This is a genomic window from Lentzea cavernae, from assembly GCF_014653695.1.
In the GTDB taxonomy this organism is placed as follows: Bacteria; Actinomycetota; Actinomycetes; order Mycobacteriales; family Pseudonocardiaceae; genus Lentzea; species Lentzea cavernae.
This window is the reverse complement of record NZ_BNAR01000012.1, coordinates 137571-156362: the sequence shown is the minus strand read 5'-3', so window position 1 is coordinate 156362 and position 18792 is coordinate 137571. Positions and strand designations below refer to the sequence as shown.

Annotated in this window: 18 protein-coding genes; 8 read left to right on the top strand and 10 right to left on the bottom strand. The window is 68.3% G+C overall.

The window, feature by feature from the left end; genetic code table 11:
• Nucleotides 1-5: 5 nt before the first annotated feature.
• Together IE307_RS32660 and IE307_RS32655 are read right to left on the bottom strand one after the other, a co-directional pair.
• Complete coding sequence (locus IE307_RS32660; RefSeq protein ID WP_191303253.1) at nucleotides 6-1391, bottom strand: sensor histidine kinase; 1386 nt, start codon at nucleotides 1389-1391, stop codon at nucleotides 6-8.
• 55 nt (nucleotides 1392-1446) lie between these two features.
• Nucleotides 1447-2121, bottom strand: coding sequence for a response regulator transcription factor (locus tag IE307_RS32655; RefSeq protein ID WP_191303252.1), 675 nt, complete (start codon nucleotides 2119-2121; stop codon nucleotides 1447-1449).
• 159 nt (nucleotides 2122-2280) lie between these two features.
• Between IE307_RS32655 and IE307_RS32650 the strand changes: the two genes are divergently transcribed.
• The 4 genes from IE307_RS32650 (at nucleotide 2281) to IE307_RS32635 (ending at nucleotide 5560) form a co-directional block, all read left to right on the top strand.
• Nucleotides 2281-3009: an amino acid ABC transporter ATP-binding protein gene (locus IE307_RS32650; protein WP_191303363.1), complete on the top strand. Its 729-nt coding sequence runs from the start codon at nucleotides 2281-2283 to the stop codon at nucleotides 3007-3009.
• Nucleotides 3010-3048: 39 nt separating this feature from the next.
• Nucleotides 3049-3942: a glutamate ABC transporter substrate-binding protein gene (locus IE307_RS32645; RefSeq protein WP_191303251.1), complete on the top strand. Its 894-nt coding sequence runs from the start codon at nucleotides 3049-3051 to the stop codon at nucleotides 3940-3942.
• Between the two features lie 80 nt (nucleotides 3943-4022).
• Complete coding sequence (locus IE307_RS32640; RefSeq protein ID WP_191303250.1) at nucleotides 4023-4670, top strand: amino acid ABC transporter permease; 648 nt, start codon at nucleotides 4023-4025, stop codon at nucleotides 4668-4670.
• Nucleotides 4667-5560, top strand: a complete 894-nt coding sequence (locus IE307_RS32635; protein ID WP_191303249.1) for an amino acid ABC transporter permease — start codon at nucleotides 4667-4669, stop codon at nucleotides 5558-5560. Before IE307_RS32640 ends, IE307_RS32635 begins: the two co-directional genes overlap by 4 nt.
• Nucleotides 5561-5618: 58 nt before the next feature.
• Here the strand turns inward: IE307_RS32635 and IE307_RS32630 are convergent, their stop codons facing one another.
• On the bottom strand, nucleotides 5619-5888 hold the full coding sequence (locus IE307_RS32630; RefSeq protein ID WP_191303248.1) for a hypothetical protein: 270 nt from the start codon (nucleotides 5886-5888) through the stop codon (nucleotides 5619-5621).
• Between the two features lie 125 nt (nucleotides 5889-6013).
• Here IE307_RS32630 and IE307_RS32625 point away from each other — a divergent pair, with 125 nt between their 5' ends.
• Nucleotides 6014-6667, top strand: coding sequence for a response regulator (locus tag IE307_RS32625; RefSeq protein WP_191303247.1), 654 nt, complete (start codon nucleotides 6014-6016; stop codon nucleotides 6665-6667).
• On the opposite strand, the gene IE307_RS32620 is transcribed toward IE307_RS32625, so the two are convergent.
• The 4 genes from IE307_RS32620 to IE307_RS32605 form a co-directional block, all read right to left on the bottom strand.
• On the bottom strand, nucleotides 6654-7403 hold the full coding sequence (locus tag IE307_RS32620) for a succinate dehydrogenase/fumarate reductase iron-sulfur subunit (protein WP_191303246.1): 750 nt from the start codon (nucleotides 7401-7403) through the stop codon (nucleotides 6654-6656). The two genes, IE307_RS32625 and IE307_RS32620, sit on opposite strands and share 14 nt — an antisense overlap.
• Nucleotides 7400-9268 (bottom strand): fumarate reductase/succinate dehydrogenase flavoprotein subunit, encoded by a 1869-nt coding sequence (locus IE307_RS32615; RefSeq protein ID WP_191303245.1) that lies wholly within the window; start codon nucleotides 9266-9268, stop codon nucleotides 7400-7402. Before IE307_RS32615 ends, IE307_RS32620 begins: the two co-directional genes overlap by 4 nt.
• 8 nt (nucleotides 9269-9276) lie before the next feature.
• Complete coding sequence (sdhC, locus tag IE307_RS32610; RefSeq protein ID WP_191303244.1) at nucleotides 9277-10041, bottom strand: succinate dehydrogenase subunit SdhC; 765 nt, start codon at nucleotides 10039-10041, stop codon at nucleotides 9277-9279.
• Nucleotides 10042-10127: 86 nt separating this feature from the next.
• Nucleotides 10128-10418, bottom strand: coding sequence for an Rv0250c family protein (locus tag IE307_RS32605; RefSeq protein ID WP_089924263.1), 291 nt, complete (start codon nucleotides 10416-10418; stop codon nucleotides 10128-10130).
• A gap of 228 nt (nucleotides 10419-10646) precedes the next feature.
• On the opposite strand from IE307_RS32605, the gene edd reads away from it, so the two are divergent.
• A complete protein-coding gene (gene edd, locus IE307_RS32600) occupies nucleotides 10647-12503 on the top strand; it encodes a phosphogluconate dehydratase (RefSeq protein ID WP_191303243.1) in 1857 nt (618 codons plus the stop codon).
• A 283-nt stretch (nucleotides 12504-12786) separates the two neighbouring features.
• Nucleotides 12787-13422: a bifunctional 4-hydroxy-2-oxoglutarate aldolase/2-dehydro-3-deoxy-phosphogluconate aldolase gene (gene eda / locus IE307_RS32595; protein ID WP_229905285.1), complete on the top strand. Its 636-nt coding sequence runs from the start codon at nucleotides 12787-12789 to the stop codon at nucleotides 13420-13422.
• Between the two features lies 1 nt (nucleotide 13423).
• On the opposite strand, the gene IE307_RS32590 is transcribed toward eda, so the two are convergent.
• The 3 genes from IE307_RS32590 to IE307_RS32580 form a co-directional block, all read right to left on the bottom strand.
• A complete protein-coding gene (locus IE307_RS32590; RefSeq protein ID WP_191303241.1) occupies nucleotides 13424-15964 on the bottom strand; it encodes a helix-turn-helix transcriptional regulator in 2541 nt (846 codons plus the stop codon).
• 235 nt (nucleotides 15965-16199) lie between these two features.
• Complete coding sequence (locus IE307_RS32585) at nucleotides 16200-16616, bottom strand: zf-HC2 domain-containing protein (RefSeq protein WP_191303240.1); 417 nt, start codon at nucleotides 16614-16616, stop codon at nucleotides 16200-16202.
• A 32-nt stretch (nucleotides 16617-16648) separates the two neighbouring features.
• Nucleotides 16649-17176: a sigma-70 family RNA polymerase sigma factor gene (locus IE307_RS32580; protein WP_191303239.1), complete on the bottom strand. Its 528-nt coding sequence runs from the start codon at nucleotides 17174-17176 to the stop codon at nucleotides 16649-16651.
• A gap of 172 nt (nucleotides 17177-17348) precedes the next feature.
• Between IE307_RS32580 and IE307_RS32575 the strand changes: the two genes are divergently transcribed.
• On the top strand, nucleotides 17349-18665 hold the full coding sequence (locus IE307_RS32575) for a DUF4142 domain-containing protein (protein ID WP_308436418.1): 1317 nt from the start codon (nucleotides 17349-17351) through the stop codon (nucleotides 18663-18665).
• Nucleotides 18666-18792: the final 127 nt, after the last annotated feature.

Below are 18792 nucleotides of genomic sequence, written 5' to 3'. Positions count from 1 at the left end.
GGCGTCTAGACGGCCGGGAGCTCCACGACGACCTTCAGGCCACCGTCCTCCGGCGACTCCAGCCGGACGGCGCCGTCGACCCGTTCCACCACCAGCCGCACGATCGAGAGCCCCAGCCCGGAGCCGGGCACGTTCTGGTGCGCGGGGCTGCGCCAGAACCGGTCGGTGGCCCTCTCGAGCTCGTCGGGCTGCAGGCCGGGCCCGTGGTCGGCGACCGAGAGCCGGACGACACCGTCGGACTTGCGGGCGTCCACCACGATCAGCGTGCCCTCCGCGGTGAACTTCAGCGCGTTGTCCAGCAACGCGTCCAGGATCGTCTCGACACCGCGCGGCGGGGCCAGGACCATGCCGACCTTCTGCCCGTCCAGCACCAGGTGCACCTCCTTCGCCGCCGCGGCCGACTGCCACGCCGACAGCCGTGCCGCCACGGACCGGTCGACGTCGACCGGCACCGGGTCGACGGAGCTCGACTCGGCGCGCGCCATCGCGAGCAGCTCGTCCAGGATGCGGTTGAGGCGGTCGGTCTCGGTCAGCGCCTCGACCTGGTGCACCTCCGCCTCGGAGTCGACGTGACCCTCCAGGTTGGACAGCCGGAGTTTCAGCGCGGTCAACGGGTTGCGCAGCTGGTGCGAGGCGTCGGCGACGAACGCCCGTTGGGACGCAAGCACATCGCTCACGTTCGCGGCCATCTGGTCGAAGGAACGGCTGAGCTGCCTCAGTTCCGGCGGACCGCTCTCCGCGCCCACCGGCGGCACCGGCCGGCCCCGCACCACGGCGGCGAGCAGCTTGCCCGTCGCGTCGTCGAGCGCCTGCACCGGGCGCAACGTCCAGCGCACCACCGGCAGCGCCAGCAGCACGGCCAGCGCCAGCACCAGCAGGCTCGCCGCGAGCAGCAGCGCCCACCAGGCGAGCACCTCGAAGCGGGTCTTCGCCGTGGGCGAGAACGTGATCACCGCGCCGCGCACCTCGCCGTCGACGAGGACCGGTTCGGCGAGCACGAGCCGCGACTCGTCCCAGGGCATGAACAACGGCGGCGCGACCGGCAGCCGCCCGGCCAGGGCCTTGCTGACCAGGTCCTGCACGCGGCTCTCCCCGATCGCGAGGTCGTTGCGCGACGCCACCAGGGGCACCGTCGGCGCGTCCCGTGCCACGACGGCCACGCCGATGTCGTAGAGCTCGTCGTAGCGCTGCAGCTCGGGGCGCAGCAGGTCCGGCTTGTCCTCGATCAGCGGCCGTCCCGCGAGCGAGGCGAACCGGCTGGTGTCGGTGAGCCGGTCGAGGAACATCTCCTGCTGCTCCGCGGCCGCCACACCGCGGCCCAGCGGCACGCCCAGACCCACCAGCACCAGCACCACGAGGGCGAGCACCACGCCCAGCAGTCGCGACCTCACAGGCCGTCACCCCGCCCGATCACGACACGCCCGATCCAAGATCACCCAATCGAGATCACACCTGCCCCAGCCGGTACCCGACCCCGCGCACGGTCTCCAGCAGCGCGGGCCTGCCGAGCTTGGTCCGCAACGTCGCCACGTGCACGTCCAGCGTCCGGTTCGCACCGGACCACGTGCGGCCCCACACCTCGGCCAGGATCCGCTCGCGCGTGCACACCGCGCCACCGGCCGCCATCACGAGCGCGAGCACCTGGAACTCCTTGCGCGACAGGGCGACCGACTCCCCCGCGACCACGACCTCGTGACGCCCCAGGTCGACCCGCACGTCCCCGGTCTCGAACACCTCCGTGGACACCGCCCCCACACCGACGGGATCGGCGCCGCGCCGGCGCCGGACGGCGTGCACGCGGGCGACGAGCTCGCCCACGTCGTAGGGCTTGACCAGGTAGTCGTCGGCCCCGGCGTGCAGGCCGAGGATCCGGTCGTCGATCTCCCCCCGCGCGGACACCACGATGATCGCGACGTCCGACGCGGCCCTGATGGCACGGCACAGCGTCACGCCGTCCATGTCGGGCAGGCCGAGGTCGAGCAGCACCACGTCGACGCCGGTGAGGCGGTCGAGCGTGCCGCGGCCCGTGGCCTGCCGGTCCACGTGGAAACCCCGTCTGGTCAGGGCTGGGACCAAGGCCTCGGCGACCCTGTCGTCGTCCTCGACGAGCAGCACGCGCACTTTCGCTACCTCCCGGGCAACCGATGTCTGCCTGTGACAGAGTTGAGACCCTAAGTCTTGCTCAATGTCCTGGACTGGTGTGGTGGCCGACACCTAGGTTTCCGCCAACGCCGACGACCCCAAATGGAGGACTGGATGACTGCCGCCTCTGCACCGCCGATGATTCGTGTGGCGGGTGTGGACAAGTTCTTCGGCCCGTTGCACGTGCTCAAGAACGTGCAGCTGGAAGTGCCGAAGGGGCAGGTCGTGGTCGTGCTGGGGCCGTCGGGTTCCGGTAAGTCGACCCTGTGCCGGACCATCAACCGCCTCGAGCCGATCGATTCCGGCGTCATCGAGGTCGACGGGCAGCCGCTTCCCGCCGAAGGAAAAGAACTGGCTCGACTCCGCGCCGACGTCGGCATGGTGTTCCAGTCCTTCAACCTGTTCGCGCACAAGACCATTGTCGACAACGTGATGCTGGCGCCGCAGAAGGTTCGCAAGACTCCTGCCGCCGAAGCGCGCAAGACCGCGATGGAACTGCTGGAGCGGGTCGGGATCGCGAACCAGGCCGACAAGTTCCCGGCCCAGCTCTCGGGTGGACAGCAGCAGCGTGCGGCGATCGCCCGCGCGCTCGCCATGAAGCCCAAGGTGATGCTGTTCGACGAGCCCACGTCCGCGCTCGACCCCGAGATGGTCCAGGAGGTCCTGGACGTCATGACGGGCCTCGCGAAGGACGGCATGACGATGCTCGTCGTCACGCACGAGATGGGCTTCGCCCGCAAGGCCGCGGACCGGGTGATCTTCATGTCCGACGGCGAGGTCGTCGAGGACTCGACCCCGGAAGAGTTCTTCTCGGCCCCGAAGTCCAACCGCGCGAAGGACTTCCTTGGCAAGATCCTGACTCACTAGTAGTCAGCCCACTTACGGACGAATGGCAGGAGAAGGACGATGAGGGTTCGCACCCTTGCGGCGGTGCTGCTCACTGGCGCACTGGCCCTGACCGCGTGTGGCAAGGAAGGCAGCCCTGCCGACCAGGGCGCCGCGCCCGCCGGTCTGTTCGAGGTCGCCAAGGACGTCAAGGTCGACGGCTCGCCCACGTTCGAGAAGATCAAGTCTCGCGGCTCGCTGATCGTCGGCGTGAAGGAAGACCAGCCGGGTCTGGGCTACAAGGACCCGACGACCAACAAGTACAGCGGCTTCGACATCGACATCGCGCGACTGATCTCGGCGAAGCTCGGCTTCGACCCCGAGAAGATCCAGTTCAAGACGATCCAGTCGGCCGCCCGCGAGCAGGCGCTGATCAACGGTGACGTCGACTACTACGTCGGCACCTACACGATCAACGCCGGCCGCAAGGAGAAGGTCGCGTTCGCCGGCCCGTACTTCGTCGCCGGTCAGGACCTGCTGGTGAAGAAGGACAACGCCGACATCACCGGCCCGGAGACCCTCAAGGGCAAGAAGGTCTGCTCGGTCACCGGCTCCACGCCGATCAAGAAGATCCGCGACAACAACTACACCGAGCCCGAGAACATCCAGGAGTTCCAGGGCTACTCGCAGTGCGTCACGAAGCTGCTCAACGGTGAGGTCGACGCGGTCACCACGGACGACGCGATCCTCAAGGGCTACGCCGCCGCCGAGGAGGGCAAGCTCAAGGTCGTCGGCAAGACGTTCTCCAGCGAGCCCTACGGCATCGGCCTGCCCAAGGACGACAAGGCCCTGCGCGACAAGGTGAACGACGTCCTGCAGGCCGCGCTCGACGGTGGCGACTGGCAGAAGATCTACGACGGCACGCTCGGCAAGTCGGGTTCGGCGGCCCAGAAGCCGACGATCGACCGCTACTGACGGGTTAGTCACGTGGCCGGTGGATCCCGCGTGGGTCCGCCGGCCGTTCCTTTGAAGGCGGACGGACGGCAAGGAAACCGATGAGCGTCCTCACCAACAACCTAGAACTGTTCCTGCGCCTGTTCGGCCAGACGCTGCAGCTCTTCGCGATCTCCGCGGTGCTGTCGCTGGTGCTGGGCACGCTCCTGGCCGCTCTGCGGGTCAGCCCCGTACCGGTCTTCCGGGGCATCGGTGCCACCTACGTGACGGTGCTGCGCAACACGCCGCTCACGCTGGTCTTCGTGTTCTTCCTCTTCGCGTACCCGCTCCTGGAGATCCTGCGGATCGAGCCCTACACCGCGGCCGTGGTCGCGCTGACGCTCTACACCGCGGCGTTCGTCTGCGAGGTCGTGCGCTCGGGCATCAACACGGTGCCGGTCGGTCAGGCGGAGGCGTCACGCGCGCTCGGCCTGACGTTCACGCAGATGCTCGGCAACGTGGTGCTGCCGCAGGCGTTGCGCTCGGTCGTGCCGCCGATGACGAGCACGATGATCGCGTTGCTGAAGAACACGACCGTCGCGTCGGGGTTCGCCGTCCCCCAGGCGGGGTCGATCCGCGACGCGCTGTCGGAGCAGGGTGACAACGTCCTGTTCGGACTCATCTGGGTGGCGATCGGGTTCGTCGTCCTGGTGATGCCGCTGACGTACGTCCAGCAGGTCTTCGAGAAGCGGTGGAGCGTGGCCCGATGAGCATGGTGCTGTTCGACGTCCCCGGCCCGAAGGCCCGCGTCCGTCACAAGATCATGGCCGTCATCGGCATCGCCGCGGCGCTCGCCGGGGTCGCGTACGTGGTCATGCGCTTCGTCGCCACCGACCAGTTCACCGCCCGCAGGCTCGACTGGATCAACTACAAGCAGATCCAGCTGTCGCTGGTCGAGGCGATCGGCAACACCCTGTCGGCGTTCGCCGTCGGCGCGGTGCTGGCACTCGCGTTCGGCGCGATCTTCGCCGCGGCACGGCTGTCGGACCACGCCTGGGTGCGCACCCCCGCGGCGGTGATCGTCGAGATCTTCCGCGCGATCCCGCTCGTGATCATGATGTTCTTCTTCTACTACGGCCTTCCGTCGGCCGGCATCAAGCTGAGCGCGTTCACCGCGGTCGTCGTCAGCCTGATGCTGTACAACGGCTCGGTGCTCGCGGAGATCTTCCGCGCGGGCATCAACTCGCTGCCCAAGGGCCAGAGCGAGGCCGCGTACGCCCTGGGCATGCGCAAGACGCAGGTGATGACGTTCGTGCTGCTGCCGCAGGCGTTGCGGGCGATGATGCCGACCATCATCAGCCAGCTCGTCGTGCTGCTGAAGGACACCGCGCTCGGCTTCCTCATCACGTTCGAGGAGCTGCTGCGGTGGGGCACGCGCATCGGTGGTGACGCGGTGAACTTCGGCCGGCCGATGATCTCGGTCATGATCGTGGTCGCCCTGATCTACATCGGACTGTGCCTGTTGCTGACGTGGTTCGCGAACTACCTCGAGAAGCGCAACCGCCGCAACAAGAAGGTCATCCACACCGATGGCGACGCCGCCGGGCAGGTCCAGCTCGGCAACGCGTCGACGGCCGTCCCCGGCGGGGTCACCGTCTGACGCCGTTCGAACGGCGGAGGGGGCGTGTCCACTTCGGACACGCCCCCTCCGTCGTTCCTCAGACGTTCCAGTCGACGACGCCGCACCAGGCCTGGCCCGTCTCCCCCACGACGTCGAGGCAGAAGGTGGTGCCAGCGCGGAAGCCGGTGCCGAGCAGCCTGCGCGAGCGGTCGCCCGCCGGGAACAGCACGGGGCTGCCCCGGTGCTCGCCGTCGCGGGACCACCGGATCTCCAGGTCGACCGGGCTGGCCGTGACCCTGAGGTAGACGTCCGAGCCGTCGACGGTGACCGTCCGGACGGCGAGCAGGTCGGCCGATGCGGTGCGCATGGCGCGGAACGTATCGACGCGGGCGGAACCGGGTCGTCTCACGGGGAGTGGATCTCCTGTCAACTTTCGCGGTACGCTCCTGGTGGGGGATCTACCGCGGTGACGTCACATGAGTGAGGGGCATCGTGGCGCGCGTGCTTGTGGTCGACGACCAGCCGTTGTTCCGTGCGGGTCTGGTCGCGTTGTTGAACGCTTCACCTGATCTGACCGTCGTCGGCGAGGCCGGGGACGGCGACACCGCCTCCGCGCTCGCCGAGTCGTCGCGGCCGGACGTGATCCTGCTCGACATCCGCCTGCCGGGCCTGGCCGCGCTCAAGCGCGTGACGACGTCCGCGCGGGTGCTGGTGCTGACCACCTTCGACCTGGACGAGCACGTCCACGAGGCGTTGCGGCTGGGCGCGGCGGGGTTCGTGCTCAAGGAGTCCGAACCGGCCAGGCTGATCGCCGCGATCAAGGCCGTCGCGTCCGGGGAGATGCAGTTCAGCCCCACCGTGATGCGCAGGCTCGTGGCGGCCTATCTGAGAGGCGACGCGGACGCCTCGCCGTGGCGTTCGGTCGGGCTCGACGAGCTGACGGACCGCGAACGCGAGGTGCTCAGGCTCGTCGGCACCGGGCTGACGAACACGGCGATAGCGGCCCGCCTTACGGTCACGGAGGGCACGGTGAAGACGCACCTCAACCGCGTGATGACGAAGTTGCGGCTGACCAGCCGGGCGCAGGCCGTGGTGATGGCCTACGAGTCCCGGCTGGTCGTGCCGCAGGCGGCTAGGACCGCTTGAACAGCTTGTTGCCCAGCCAGACGATCGGGTCGTACTTGCGGTCGGCGACGCGCTCCTTCATCGGGATGAGCGCGTTGTCGGTGATGTGGATGTGCTCGGGGCACACCTCGCTGCAGCACTTGGTGATGTTGCACAGGCCGAGCCCGTGGTCGTCCTGGGCCTGGTCGACGCGGTCCGCCGTGTCGAGCGGGTGCATCTCCAGTTCGGCGACCCGCATGAGGAACCGCGGCCCCGAGAACGCCTCCTTGTTCTCCTCGTGGTCACGCACCACGTGGCAGGTGTTCTGGCACAGGAAGCACTCGATGCACTTGCGGAACTCCTGCGAGCGCTCGACGTCGACCTGTTGCATCCGGTACTCGCCCGGCGCCAGGTCCTTCGGCGGCGTGAACGACGGGACCTCGCGCGCCTTGGTGTAGTTGAACGACACGTCGGTCACGAGGTCGCGGATGATCGGGAACGTCCGCATCGGCGTGACCGTGATCGTCTCCGACTCCTCGAAGACCGACATGCGGGTCATGCACAGCAGGCGCGGGCGTCCGTTGATCTCCGCCGAGCACGAGCCGCACTTGCCGGCCTTGCAGTTCCACCGCACCGCGAGGTCCGGGGTCTGCGTGGCCTGCAGCCGGTGGATGATGTCGAGGACGACCTCGCCCTCGTTGACCTCGACGGTGAAGTCCTCCAGCGCACCGCCGGAGTCGTCACCGCGCCACACCCGGAACTTCCCCTGGTAGCTCATGACAACTCCTCCGCGGTGAGGTACTTCTCCAGTTCGGTGCGTTCGAACAGGTCGAGCAGGTCGTTCCGGATCGGGATCTGCGGTTTCTCGGTCACCGTCGCCCCGTCCCCGTCGGCCGTGCACACCAGCAGCTTGCGGCGCCACTCCGCGTCCATCGACGGGTGGTCGTCGCGGGTGTGACCGCCGCGCGACTCCGTGCGCAGCAGCGCGGCCTTCGCCACGCACTCCGACACGAGCAGCATGTTGCGCAGGTCCAGGGCGAGGTGCCAGCCGGGGTTGAACTGCTGGTGGCCCTCGACGGTCAGCGACCGCGCGCGTTCCTTGAGCTTCTCCAGCCGCTGCAACGCCTCTTCCATCTCGCCTTGGCGGCGGATGATGCCGACGAGGTCGTTCATCGACTGCTGCAGCTCCATGTGCAGGGTGTACGGGTTCTCACCGCCCTCCTGCTGGAACGGTTTGAGGGCCGTGGCGCGCGCCTCGGTGACGGCGTCCTCCGCGACGGCAGGACGGTCCCCGAGCGCCCGCACGTACTCCGCGGCTCCCGCTCCGGCACGCCGGCCGAAGACCAGCAGGTCCGACAGCGAGTTGCCGCCCAGCCGGTTCGAGCCGTGCATGCCGCCGGAGACCTCGCCCGCGGCGAAGAGCCCTGGCACGGAGGAGGATCCGGTGTCCGGGTCCACTTCGACGCCGCCCATCACGTAGTGACAGGTCGGGCCGACCTCCATCGGCTGCGCGGTGATGTCCACGTCGGCCAGTTCCTTGAACTGGTGGTGCATGGACGGGAGCCTGCGCCGGATCTCCTCGGCGGGCAGCCGCGTCGACACGTCGAGGAAGACGCCGCCGTGCGGTGAGCCGCGCTCCGCCTTGACCTCGGAGTTGATCGCGCGGGCGACCTCGTCACGGGGCAGGAGCTCCGGTGGGCGCCGGTTGTTCGCCTGGTCGGTGTACCAGCGGTCGGCTTCTTCCTCGTTGTCGGCGTACTTGTCCTTGAACACCTCGGGGATGTAGTCGAACATGAACCGCTTGCCCTCGGAGTTGCGCAGCACGCCACCGTCACCGCGGACGGACTCGGTGACGAGGATGCCCTTGACCGACGGCGGCCAGACCATGCCGGTGGGGTGGAACTGGATGAACTCCATGTTGATCAGCGAGGCCCCTGCGCGCATCGCGAGCGCGTGGCCGTCGCCGGTGTACTCCCAGGAGTTCGAGGTGACCTTGAACGACTTGCCGATGCCGCCGGTCGCGAGGATCACCGCGGGCGCCTCGAAGAGGACGAACCGGCCGGACTCGCGCCAGTAGCCGAACGCCCCGGCGATCTTGTCGCCGTCCTTCGCGAGCTCGGTGACGGTGAACTCCTGGAACACCCGCAGGCGTGCCTCGTAGTCGCCGAACTCCTTGAAGTCGTCCTGCTGCAACGACACGATCTTCTGCTGCAGCGTGCGGATCAGCTCGAGGCCGGTGCGGTCGCCGACGTGGGCGAGGCGCGGGTACTCGTGGCCGCCGAAGTTGCGCTGCGAGATCCGGCCGTCCTTGGTGCGGTCGAACAGCGCGCCGTAGGTCTCGAGCTCCCAGACCCGTTGCGGTGCTTCCTGTGCGTGCAGCTCGGCCATGCGCCAGTTGTTCAGGAACTTGCCGCCGCGCATGGTGTCGCGGAAGTGCACCTGCCAGTTGTCGCTCTCGTTCGCGTTGCCCATGGCGGCGGCGATGCCGCCCTCGGCCATGACGGTGTGGGCCTTGCCGAACAACGACTTGCAGAGAACGGCGGTGCGCAGGCCGTGCTCACGGGCCTCGATCGCGGCTCGCAGACCGGCACCACCCGCGCCGATCACGAGAACGTCGAACGAGTGCCTTTCCAGCTCGGGCAAAACCACTCCTAGTTGATGAAGCGGAGGTCGGAGATCGTTTCCGAGGCGACCAGGGCGACGTACAGGTCCGTCAGGCAGACGAAGATCAGCGAGGCCCACGCGAGCTGCATGTGCCGGTTGTTGAGCTTCGAGATCTGCGTCCACATCCAGTACCGGACGGGGTGTTTGGAGAAGTGCTTGAGGCGCCCGCCCGCGATGTGGCGGCACGAGTGGCACGACAGCGTGTACGCGGCCAGCAGGCTCACGTTGACCAGCAGGATGATGTTGCCCAGGCCGACGCCGGTGCCGAACGCGAGGACCGCGTCGTAGATGTTGATCAGCAGCAGGAGCGAGGCCGCGTAGAAGAAGTAGCGGTGCAGGTTCTGCGCGATGAGCGGGAACCTGGTCTCACCGGTGTACTTGCTGTGCGGCTCGGCCACGGCGCACGCGGGCGGCGACGCCCAGGCCGCGCGGTAGTAGGCCTTGCGGTAGTAGTAGCAGGTGATCCGGAATCCCAGCAGGAACGGGATGATCAGCAGCGGCGGGGTCAGGAACCCCGGCAGCGCCGGGAACCACTGACCGAAGTGCGAGGCCGCGGGGATGCACTCCTCGGTGAGGCACGGCGAGTACATCGGTGTGAGGTAGTGGTACTGGTCGACCCAGTAGTAGTTCCCCTGAAACGTGCGGAACGCCGCGTAGATCGAGATGAGCAGCAAGCCGACGAACGTCGTCAGCGGCGGCAACCACCATCGGTCCGTGCGCAGAGTCCTGGCGGCGATCTCTGCCCTCGCCATTGGTCACCTTTCTGGGGGTCCACGTCGTTGTGGAGGAAACGCGCAACGGCCCCCGCTGACTGCGAGGGCCGTGAGTTCGGGCTGGGTCAGGTCCGGTGCCGGTACCCACCGAGTCCTTCGTCGTCCGCGTCCTTCCAGAGCGACTCGTCGTAGGGCGTGTCGGGCACGACCACGACCTCGCGTTCCACTTGAGGCGCTTCGCGCTGCCTCGGGGTGCTCAGGTCGACGAGTTCGGTGGCGTCGATGTCCATGCGCTCTACGTCGTTGGCCAGCCGTTGCACGGCCGCCACGTCGCCATACCTGGCGCGCAGGTTGCTGACGGCATGCCGCATCTGACCGATGACCCGGCGCAGCTCGACGATCTCCGTGGAGTTCATGGGACACCTCCGTTCCAAGGTCGTGCCCCGCACTCTGCCCAATCTCAAGCCATGTGACAAGCACCACACGCCAAGATTCACAACTGGCCACCTACTGGCTACTGAATCGGTTTTGTGCTTGCGACCAGCCATGACTTACTGTGTGTGGCGTCACGCCCGTCCGTGGGACGCCACCGTTGTCGTCTCGTGAGGGCCCCACCACGGCCCGTGATGACCCCGGAGACCCCTATGACCGAACTGCATCCTGTTCTGACAGAGGTGACGCGCCGGATCGCCGCTCGAAGCGCCGATTCCCGCCGCGCGTACCTCGAGCGCGTGGCCGAGGCCGCGCAGGACGGAACGTCCCGGTCCGGCTTCGCGTGCAGCAACCTGGCGCACGGCTTCGCCGGAATCACCGGCGGCGACAAGGCGGCGCTGCGGGCGCTGCGCCGGTCCAACGTCGCGATCGTGTCGTCGTACAACGACATGCTCTCGGCCCACCAGCCGTTCCAGGAGTACCCGGCCTGGATCAAGGACGCCGTGCGCGCCGTCGGCGGCGTGTCCCAGTTCGCGGGCGGCGTGCCCGCGATGTGCGACGGCGTCACCCAGGGCCGTGACGGCATGGAGCTGTCGCTGTTCAGCCGCGACGTCATCGCGATGTCGACCGGTGTGGCCCTGTCGCACGAGATGTTCGACGCCGCCGTGCTGCTGGGCGTGTGCGACAAGATCGTGCCGGGCATGCTGATCGGGGCGCTCTCGTTCGGGCACCTGCCGTCGATCCTCGTGCCCGCCGGCCCGATGGAGTCGGGCCTGTCGAACAAGGAGAAGGCCCGCGTCCGGCAGCTCTACGCGGAGGGCAAGGCGTCGCGCGAAGACCTGCTCGAGGCCGAGGCCGCCTCGTACCACTCCCCCGGCACCTGCACGTTCTACGGCACCGCGAACTCGAACCAGATGGTCGTCGAGGTCATGGGCCTGCACCTGCCGGGCGCCTCGTTCGTGCCGCCGGGCACTCCCCTGCGCCGCGCCCTGACCGAGCACGCCGGCCGCCGTGCCGTCGAGATGGCCAAGGGCGAGGGCTACACCCCGATCGCGCACGTCGTGGACGAGAAGGCCGTCATCAACGGTGTCGTCGCACTGCTGGCGACCGGCGGTTCCACGAACCACACGATGCACCTGGTCGCCATCGCCGCCGCCGCGGGCATCGAACTGAGCTGGGACGACTTCTCGGACCTGTCCGCCGTGGTCCCGCTGATCGCGCGGGTCTACCCGAACGGCGGCGCCGACATCAACCACTTCCAGGCGGCGGGCGGCGTCCAGTTCGTCGTCGGCACCCTGCTGGACGCCGGCCTGCTCCACGCCGACGTCACCACCGTGGCGGGCCACGGTCTCGACCTCTACCGCCAGGAGCCGAAGCTGGCCGACGGCGAACTCGTCTGGGTCGACGGCCCCGGCCGTTCCCTGGACCTCGAGGTCCTGCGCCCGGCCTCGGACCCGTTCGCCTCCGACGGCGGCCTGCGCATGCTCACCGGCAACCTCGGTCGCGCGGTCATCAAGGTCTCGGCGGTGGCGGTGGAGAACCACGTCGTCGAGGCCCCGGCCCGCGTCTTCACCACGCAGGAGGCGTTCCAGGAGGCCTTCAAGGCGGGCGAACTCGACCGCGACGTGGTCGTCGTGGTCCGCCAGCAGGGTCCCCAGGCCAACGGCATGCCCGAGCTCCACAAGCTCACGCCGCCTCTCGGGGTGCTGATGGACCGCGGCCACAAGGTCGGCCTCGTGACCGACGGACGCATGTCCGGCGCTTCGGGCAAGATCCCGGCCGCCATCCAGCTGACCCCGGAAGCCGCCGTCGGCGGTCCGCTCGGCCGGGTTCGCGACGGGGACGTCGTGCGTCTGGACGCCACCGCCGGGACTCTCGAGGTCCAGGTGCCGGCAGAGGAGCTGGCGACGCGGCCGTTGGTGGATTTCCCGCCGACGAGCCGCGAGTGGATGGGCACCGGGCGAGAGCTGTTCGCCGCGCTGCGCCGTAGCGTCGGGCCTGCTGACCGTGGGGCGACGGTGTTCGGCCCGATCACCGCTGACCACTTCGCCCCGGTCACACATCACTAGCCCAGCCCGCCAGAAGCAATATATTGGTTGAAAGCACCACTGCTGACCTGCCCCTTAGCAATGAGACTTTGGACGACGAAGTCAAAAGACTCATTGCAAAGGGGCGGCGGCGCCCGTCCAGACCGCCCCGCCGATCCCGTGTCCGCCGCCTGCCACCGACCTTTGCAACGAGTCTTTTGACTTCGTCCGCAAACGTTTTTTGCATCCGGGCGGGTGGCGACAGGCGGTGGGCAGCATGCGATATATCGGTTTTCGATCATCAGATCTGCCAAGGAGTGACACCGTGACCAACGGCGCGACCACCGGAGCCGACCTGCTCGCGCTCTCGCCCGTCATCCCCGTCGTCGTGGTCGACGACGCCGACCACGCCGTGCCGCTCGCCCAGGCGCTGCTGCGCGGTGGCGTCCGCGTCATCGAGCTGACGCTGCGCACGCCGGCCGCGCTCGCGGCGATCGAGAACGTCGCGCGCGAGGTGCCGGGGATCGTGATCGGCGCGGGCACCGTCACGGCGCCGGAGCACGCCGAGCAGGCGGCGAAGGCCGGGGCGGCGTTCCTCGTCACCCCCGGCACGACCGACCGGGTGCTCGACGCCGCCGACGCGACCGGGCTGCCGTACCTGCCGGGCGCGGCGACGGTGTCCGAGGTGCTGCGGCTGGCCGAGCGCGGGCTCGACGCGCTCAAGTTCTTCCCCGCCGAGGCGGCGGGCGGGGTCGACTACCTCAAGTCGATCGGCGGGCCGATCCCGCACATCCGGTTCTGCCCGACCGGGGGCATCACGCCGCAGACCGCGCCGAACTACCTGGCGCTGCCGAACGTCGGGTGCGTCGGCGGTTCGTGGCTGGCCCCGAAGGACGCCCTGCAGGCCGGTGACTGGGACCGCATCGAGGCTCTCGCCCGCGAGGCGTCCCAGCTCGGCTGAGTCAGGACCACAACGCGGCGACGAGCTCGGCCCGTCCCGTGATGGCGAGCTTGCGGTAGGCGCTCGACAGGTGCAGCTCGACGGTGCGGCGGGTGAGGTGCAGGGCTTCGGCGATCTGCCGGTTCGTCAGGCCCTGCGCCGCCATCCGCGCGACCCGGTTCTCCTGCTTGGTCAGGCCCTGCACCTGGTCGTCCTCGTCGCGGACCTCGTCGCCCGCGAGCTTGGCCAGCGGGTGCGCACTCAGGTGCCGGGCCAGGTCGAACGACTTGCGCAGGTGGTGGGCCGCCTCCTCGGCGCGGCCCTTGCGGCGCAGGTGGTGGCCGAGCCAGTACGACGACTGGGCGTGCAGCAGCCGGTGCGGTGACGAGGCGAGAATTTGTTCCGCCTCCGTGAGGACGTCGACGTCGTCGGTGCTGATGCCGACGCTCATCAACGCCGTCCCGATCACCCTCGGGGAACCCCAGCGCTTGGCCAGGTCGAGTTCCTCGTGCGCGAGCCGGGCCGCGTCGTCGCGGTTGCCCAGCGCCAGGTACGCGCGCACGGCGTGGTGGCGCCACGGGATGAGCGCGGGGTTGGGCATCTCGCGCGTGGCGAGGCGCCTGCCCGCCTCCAGCAGGTCCTCCAAGCCGCCCTCCGCGTGCAGGGACGCGAGCTTGAGACGGCCCCGGGCGTAGACGATGTTGATGTGCTGCAACATGTTCCCGTCTTCGGCGACGAGCGGGGCGGCCTCGTCGAACTGCCCCATCTCGATGCACACCTCGGCCAGCTTGGCGGTCGCGAGCACGACGGCGGGGCAGTCCACGTTCCCGGTCGACACGGGCGGCGTCAGGAAGGTGTAGGCGCGGGCCAGGTCGCCGCTGTTGTGGAACGCGGAGGCGCGGGCGATCATGCTGAGCATCCCGCGGCGCAAATGAGGGTCGTGCGAGACCGGCGCGGTGCTCTGCGAGAGCCAGAACTTGTTGATGTGCTCGGGGTTGTCACCGAGGACGGGCACCAGGAAAGTGAAGATGTAGGACGCCCCGAGGACGTCGATCCACTCGCCTTCGAGTGCTTCGAGCGCGTACTCGACGGCCTCCGGGTACGAGTCGCCGCTGCGGGCGTTGCCGACCGCGAGCAACGCCGACCGGGCGCGCTTGAGGTCGGGGGCCTGCGGGACGTCGCCGACGAGGTCCTCGAAGTACTTGCCGGCGCAGTTGGCCATGCGCGCCTCGCGGTTGACGGCCAGCAGGTAGGTGGTGCAGACGAGGTTCCAGACCATGTCGCGGTCCTCCGGCAGCAGCCGTGCGACGACCATGATCGCGAGCGAGACGGCGAAGTGCGCGTCCGTGCCCGTGCACATGCGCTGGATCAACGCCAGCGCGACGCTCGCGGCGAGGTGCGGGTCCTCGCACCGCACCAGTGCGTCGCGGACCCGGTCGCGGCCCAGTGCGTTGTCCCGCAGGTGTTCCGTGTGTCCGAGCTCGACCTCGACCGCGAGGCGGTCCTGTTCGGACAGATGTTCGTCGAGCGCTCGTTCCAGGTGCTCGACGCCGCCGACCTCGCGCAGCAGGTCGACGGACCACGGTAAGCGGACGGATCTGGCTTTCAGCACGTGCTCGGCGACGCGCTCGCGGGGAGCGTCCGCCTCGAACAGCAGCCAGGCCGCGCGGGCGTGCGCGGCGGAGCGGACCGCGATCGGCATGTCGGCGAGAATGCTGTTGCGCACGAACGGGTACCGGAACGTGAGCGGGTCGGTGTCGGCGAGCACGCCGAGGCGGACGAGCATGTCGACGGCGGGCAACGCGTCGAAGCCGGTGAGCGCGGACAGCAGTTCGAGACCGGCGTCGCCGTCCAGGACGGCCGCGGACCGGGCGACCTCGGCGGCACCGGTGTACTCGCGCAGCCGCATTCCGATCAGCTCGCCGACGGCGGCCGATCCCTCACCCTCCTCGCGCAGCAACGCCTGCAGCAGGTAGGGGTTGCCGCCGGTGAGCTCGTGGCAGCGCCGCGGGTCGCGGCCGGGCAGGTTCTCGGTGAGGGTCGCGATGGCGGTGACGTCGAGGCCGGTGAGGTCGAGGCGGTTCGGGTGGGAGCCGGCGATCTCGGGCAGAGTGACCTCGTCCGTGGCGAGGTAGCCCTGGGACGCGCCGAGCGCGATGACGACCGGCATGTGCTCCAGCCGCGGGCGCAGGTAGGCGAGCGCGCGCTTGGAGAAGGTGTCGGCGACGTGCACGTCATCGATGACCATGAGGATCGGCGTCTTGCGGGCGGAGTTCGCGGCGCGCGCGTACAGCTCTTCCAGGTCGTGCACGTCCGCGAGGCACGGCGCGAGCTGGCGGACCACCGCGCCGGGGAGGTGGCTCTCCAGGCGGGCGCTCTTGGCGAGGCGGACGGTGAAGCCGCGTTCGCGGGCCTCGGCGGCGAGGGCGTCGAGCACCGCCGTTTTGCCGATGCCGAACCCGCCGGTGACAACGACGCACGAGCCGGTTCCGCCGACCGCGTCGTCCAGCAGACGTCCGAGGGCCGCGAGTTCCGCGTCCCTGCCGAGCAGTGGAGATGTCACCTCTGTCCGCTCCTGCCTTCGGTACCGAGAGGACCGCAGGTCGAAGGTTTCGGTGTTCCTTCGGTGGCGACCGTAGAGACCTGCGCTTCGTGGTCGGGCAAACTTACCCACAGGTAACGGTCAACGGCACTATGGGCTGTTCGCAGTCGGAGGGTGAGAGCGAGCGATGATCTTCGCCGGGCTGATGCGCGCATGGGTGCGCCTCGCCTGCCTGCTCTCCGGCCCTCACCAGGACTCACAGGCGTTCGAGCAGCGGAAACCGCTCGTCGTGGACGGGCGCGGCCCGCGTGAGAGTGCTGACGTCGACGGCATCGTCGGCGTGCGAGGCCAGCGATTCCACGACCGACAGCACCGCGGCGATGGCCACCACGACGCCCGCCGCCACGACCAGGATGCTGCGAGCGACGGAGCACGGCCGGCGCACGCCGGGCGGGTTCTCGCGCAGCACCGGTCGCAACACCGGCGCGAACATGCCGAAGTCGGCCACGTCGCGCCGGCAGTCCTCGCACCCGGCTAGGTGCCGGGAGAAGCCGACGTGCTGCGCCGGGTCGAGCACCCCCAGCGCGTACGCCGCCACATCACCGCACGGACCTTCCGGGTCCGTGCGGTTCTCGTTCTCCGGATCCTGATCGTGGTCTTGCCCTGCTCGCACGTGCTCGTGATGTGGTTGACGGGTCACCATCACTAGCTCCTGTCCTGCAACGCCCGGCGGATCGTGTGCATCGCCTTGTACAGCCGGGACTTGACGGTTCCTTCCGGGACTCCCAGAACGATCGCGGCCTCCTTCACCGTGCGTCCCATGACATACGTTTCGTAGATTGCTGAACGGTGTTCATCACTCAATTGGCGTACTACATCGGTAATGACCATGACCGAAAGTGTCTGTTCTGTGTCGTCCGGAGATTCGGCGATGTCCGGTCGCAACAATTCGACTTCCTGCGGGCGCGCCTGCCGGCTGCGCCATCCGTCGATCACAATGCGACGAGCCACAGTACAAAGCCAGCCGCGCAACATCCCCGGTTCACGAACGAGATTCGCGGAGTTCTGCCAAGCCCTGATCAACGTCTCCTGAACGACGTCTTCCGTCCACTGGCGGTCGTAGTTGGTCAGGCACAGGACCTGCGAGAACAGCATCCGCTGAAACTGCCCGTAGAGCAGCGCGAGCAATTCTTCGTCCTGGTGGGCTTGTGCGACCTTGCCCTGATCACCCATGAAGCTGACGACCTCCCCAGATATCGGCGACAGTTCGCTTCGGGCGGCAGTCCTAGCGACTCGGTGGCCGAGCATGGAATCCACCAGATAGTACAACGTGAACGCGAAAACCTCTCGGGTACGTAAATTGAAGTCGAATGGTTCGCGGATTGGTCTGTGATCCACATCACATATGCATCTTCGCTGGTCCCGTGAACCTCTGCCTCACCTGCGCGTATCACCTTCGAAGGCAGCTCGATCGCGGGGAGGAACGGGCACTATGCGTCACCGATTGGGCACGCTGGGGCAGCGCGCAGCGCTGTTCGCCATCTTGTCCTTCGCATTTCTGGGAGCTTTCATCGGAGCCGTCCCGGCCAATGCGCAATCAACAGAAGTAATGCCGTCGGACCGCTCGTTCATGGTTTCTCTCCGGCAGGCGAACTCGTGGTTCGTACCGGTGAGCAAAGAAGCTCCGACGCGCACGACGAATTCGGGGATCAGCAACGCCGGACGAGACATCTTCGAGGGCCATTCCCGGCTCGACGTAGACCTCCGGAAATCCGCTCAGGAACTCGGCGTGGTCATGCCGAACGACGTCAGCGGTGAACACCAGTCACTCATCGACGAGATGGCGGCACGCAGCGGCGACAACCACGACCGCGCCTACGCGACGATCGTCCGGCAGGCGCAGGGCGGCCTGTTGGTAATGGCCGTGCAAACGCGCGCGACAACGCAGAACACCACAATTCGCACACTCGCCCACCAGACGGTGCAGACGCTGATTCGTACAATGACGGTGCTGGAGAACACCGGCAAGGTCGATCCGTCCGCACTCGAATTGGTGACCGCAAAGGCTCAGCTGAACGCGGTCCGTGTTCTGGGCCAGAACGTCGATCCGTCGGATCGCGAATTGCTCGTCCTGCTCACCCAGCATTCGCTGTGGCAGAAACCGGTCAGCCGCGAGAGCTCGGACCGGGCCCGGGACGCGAAGGTCCGCAAGGTCGCGGGTCAGCTCGCCGCCGAGCACACGCAGCTGACCCAGGCGGTCACGGAGGCCGCCCGGCAGATCGGCGTGGACCTCCCGGCCGAACCGACGACGGAGCAGAAGTCGTGGGCGAACGCCATCTCGTCGAGCTCGGGCGAGGAGCTCGACACCATGTACGCGAACCTGTCGCGCGCCGCCGACGGCTCGCTCATCACCCAGGTCGCCCACGCCCGCGCGACGACCAAGAGCGTGCCCGCGCGCATCGCCGCGCAGACCGCCCTGACACTTCTGCTCAAGCACATGCTCCTGCTGGAGGGCACCGGCCTCGTGAAGGCGAACTCGCTGCAGATGACCGACGTCCCGGCCATCGCGCAGTCGAAGCCCGGCGGCAGCCCGACGTCCCAGACCGACGACTCGTTCCCGAGCGTCGGCCTGCTGACCGGCATCGCCGTCCTCGTCGTGGCCGGCGCGGGCACCCTGTGGCTCGTCCGAGCCGTCGGCCACCACGGCGAACACCGCCGCTGACACTCACCCACTGATATATCGGCTGTCGCCCTCGCCAACCGATATATCAGCGTCCGGCGGACCTTCCACCAGCCCGTCGGACGCTCTCACCTGCGTCTTAGCAATGAGTCTTTTGACTTCGTCGTCA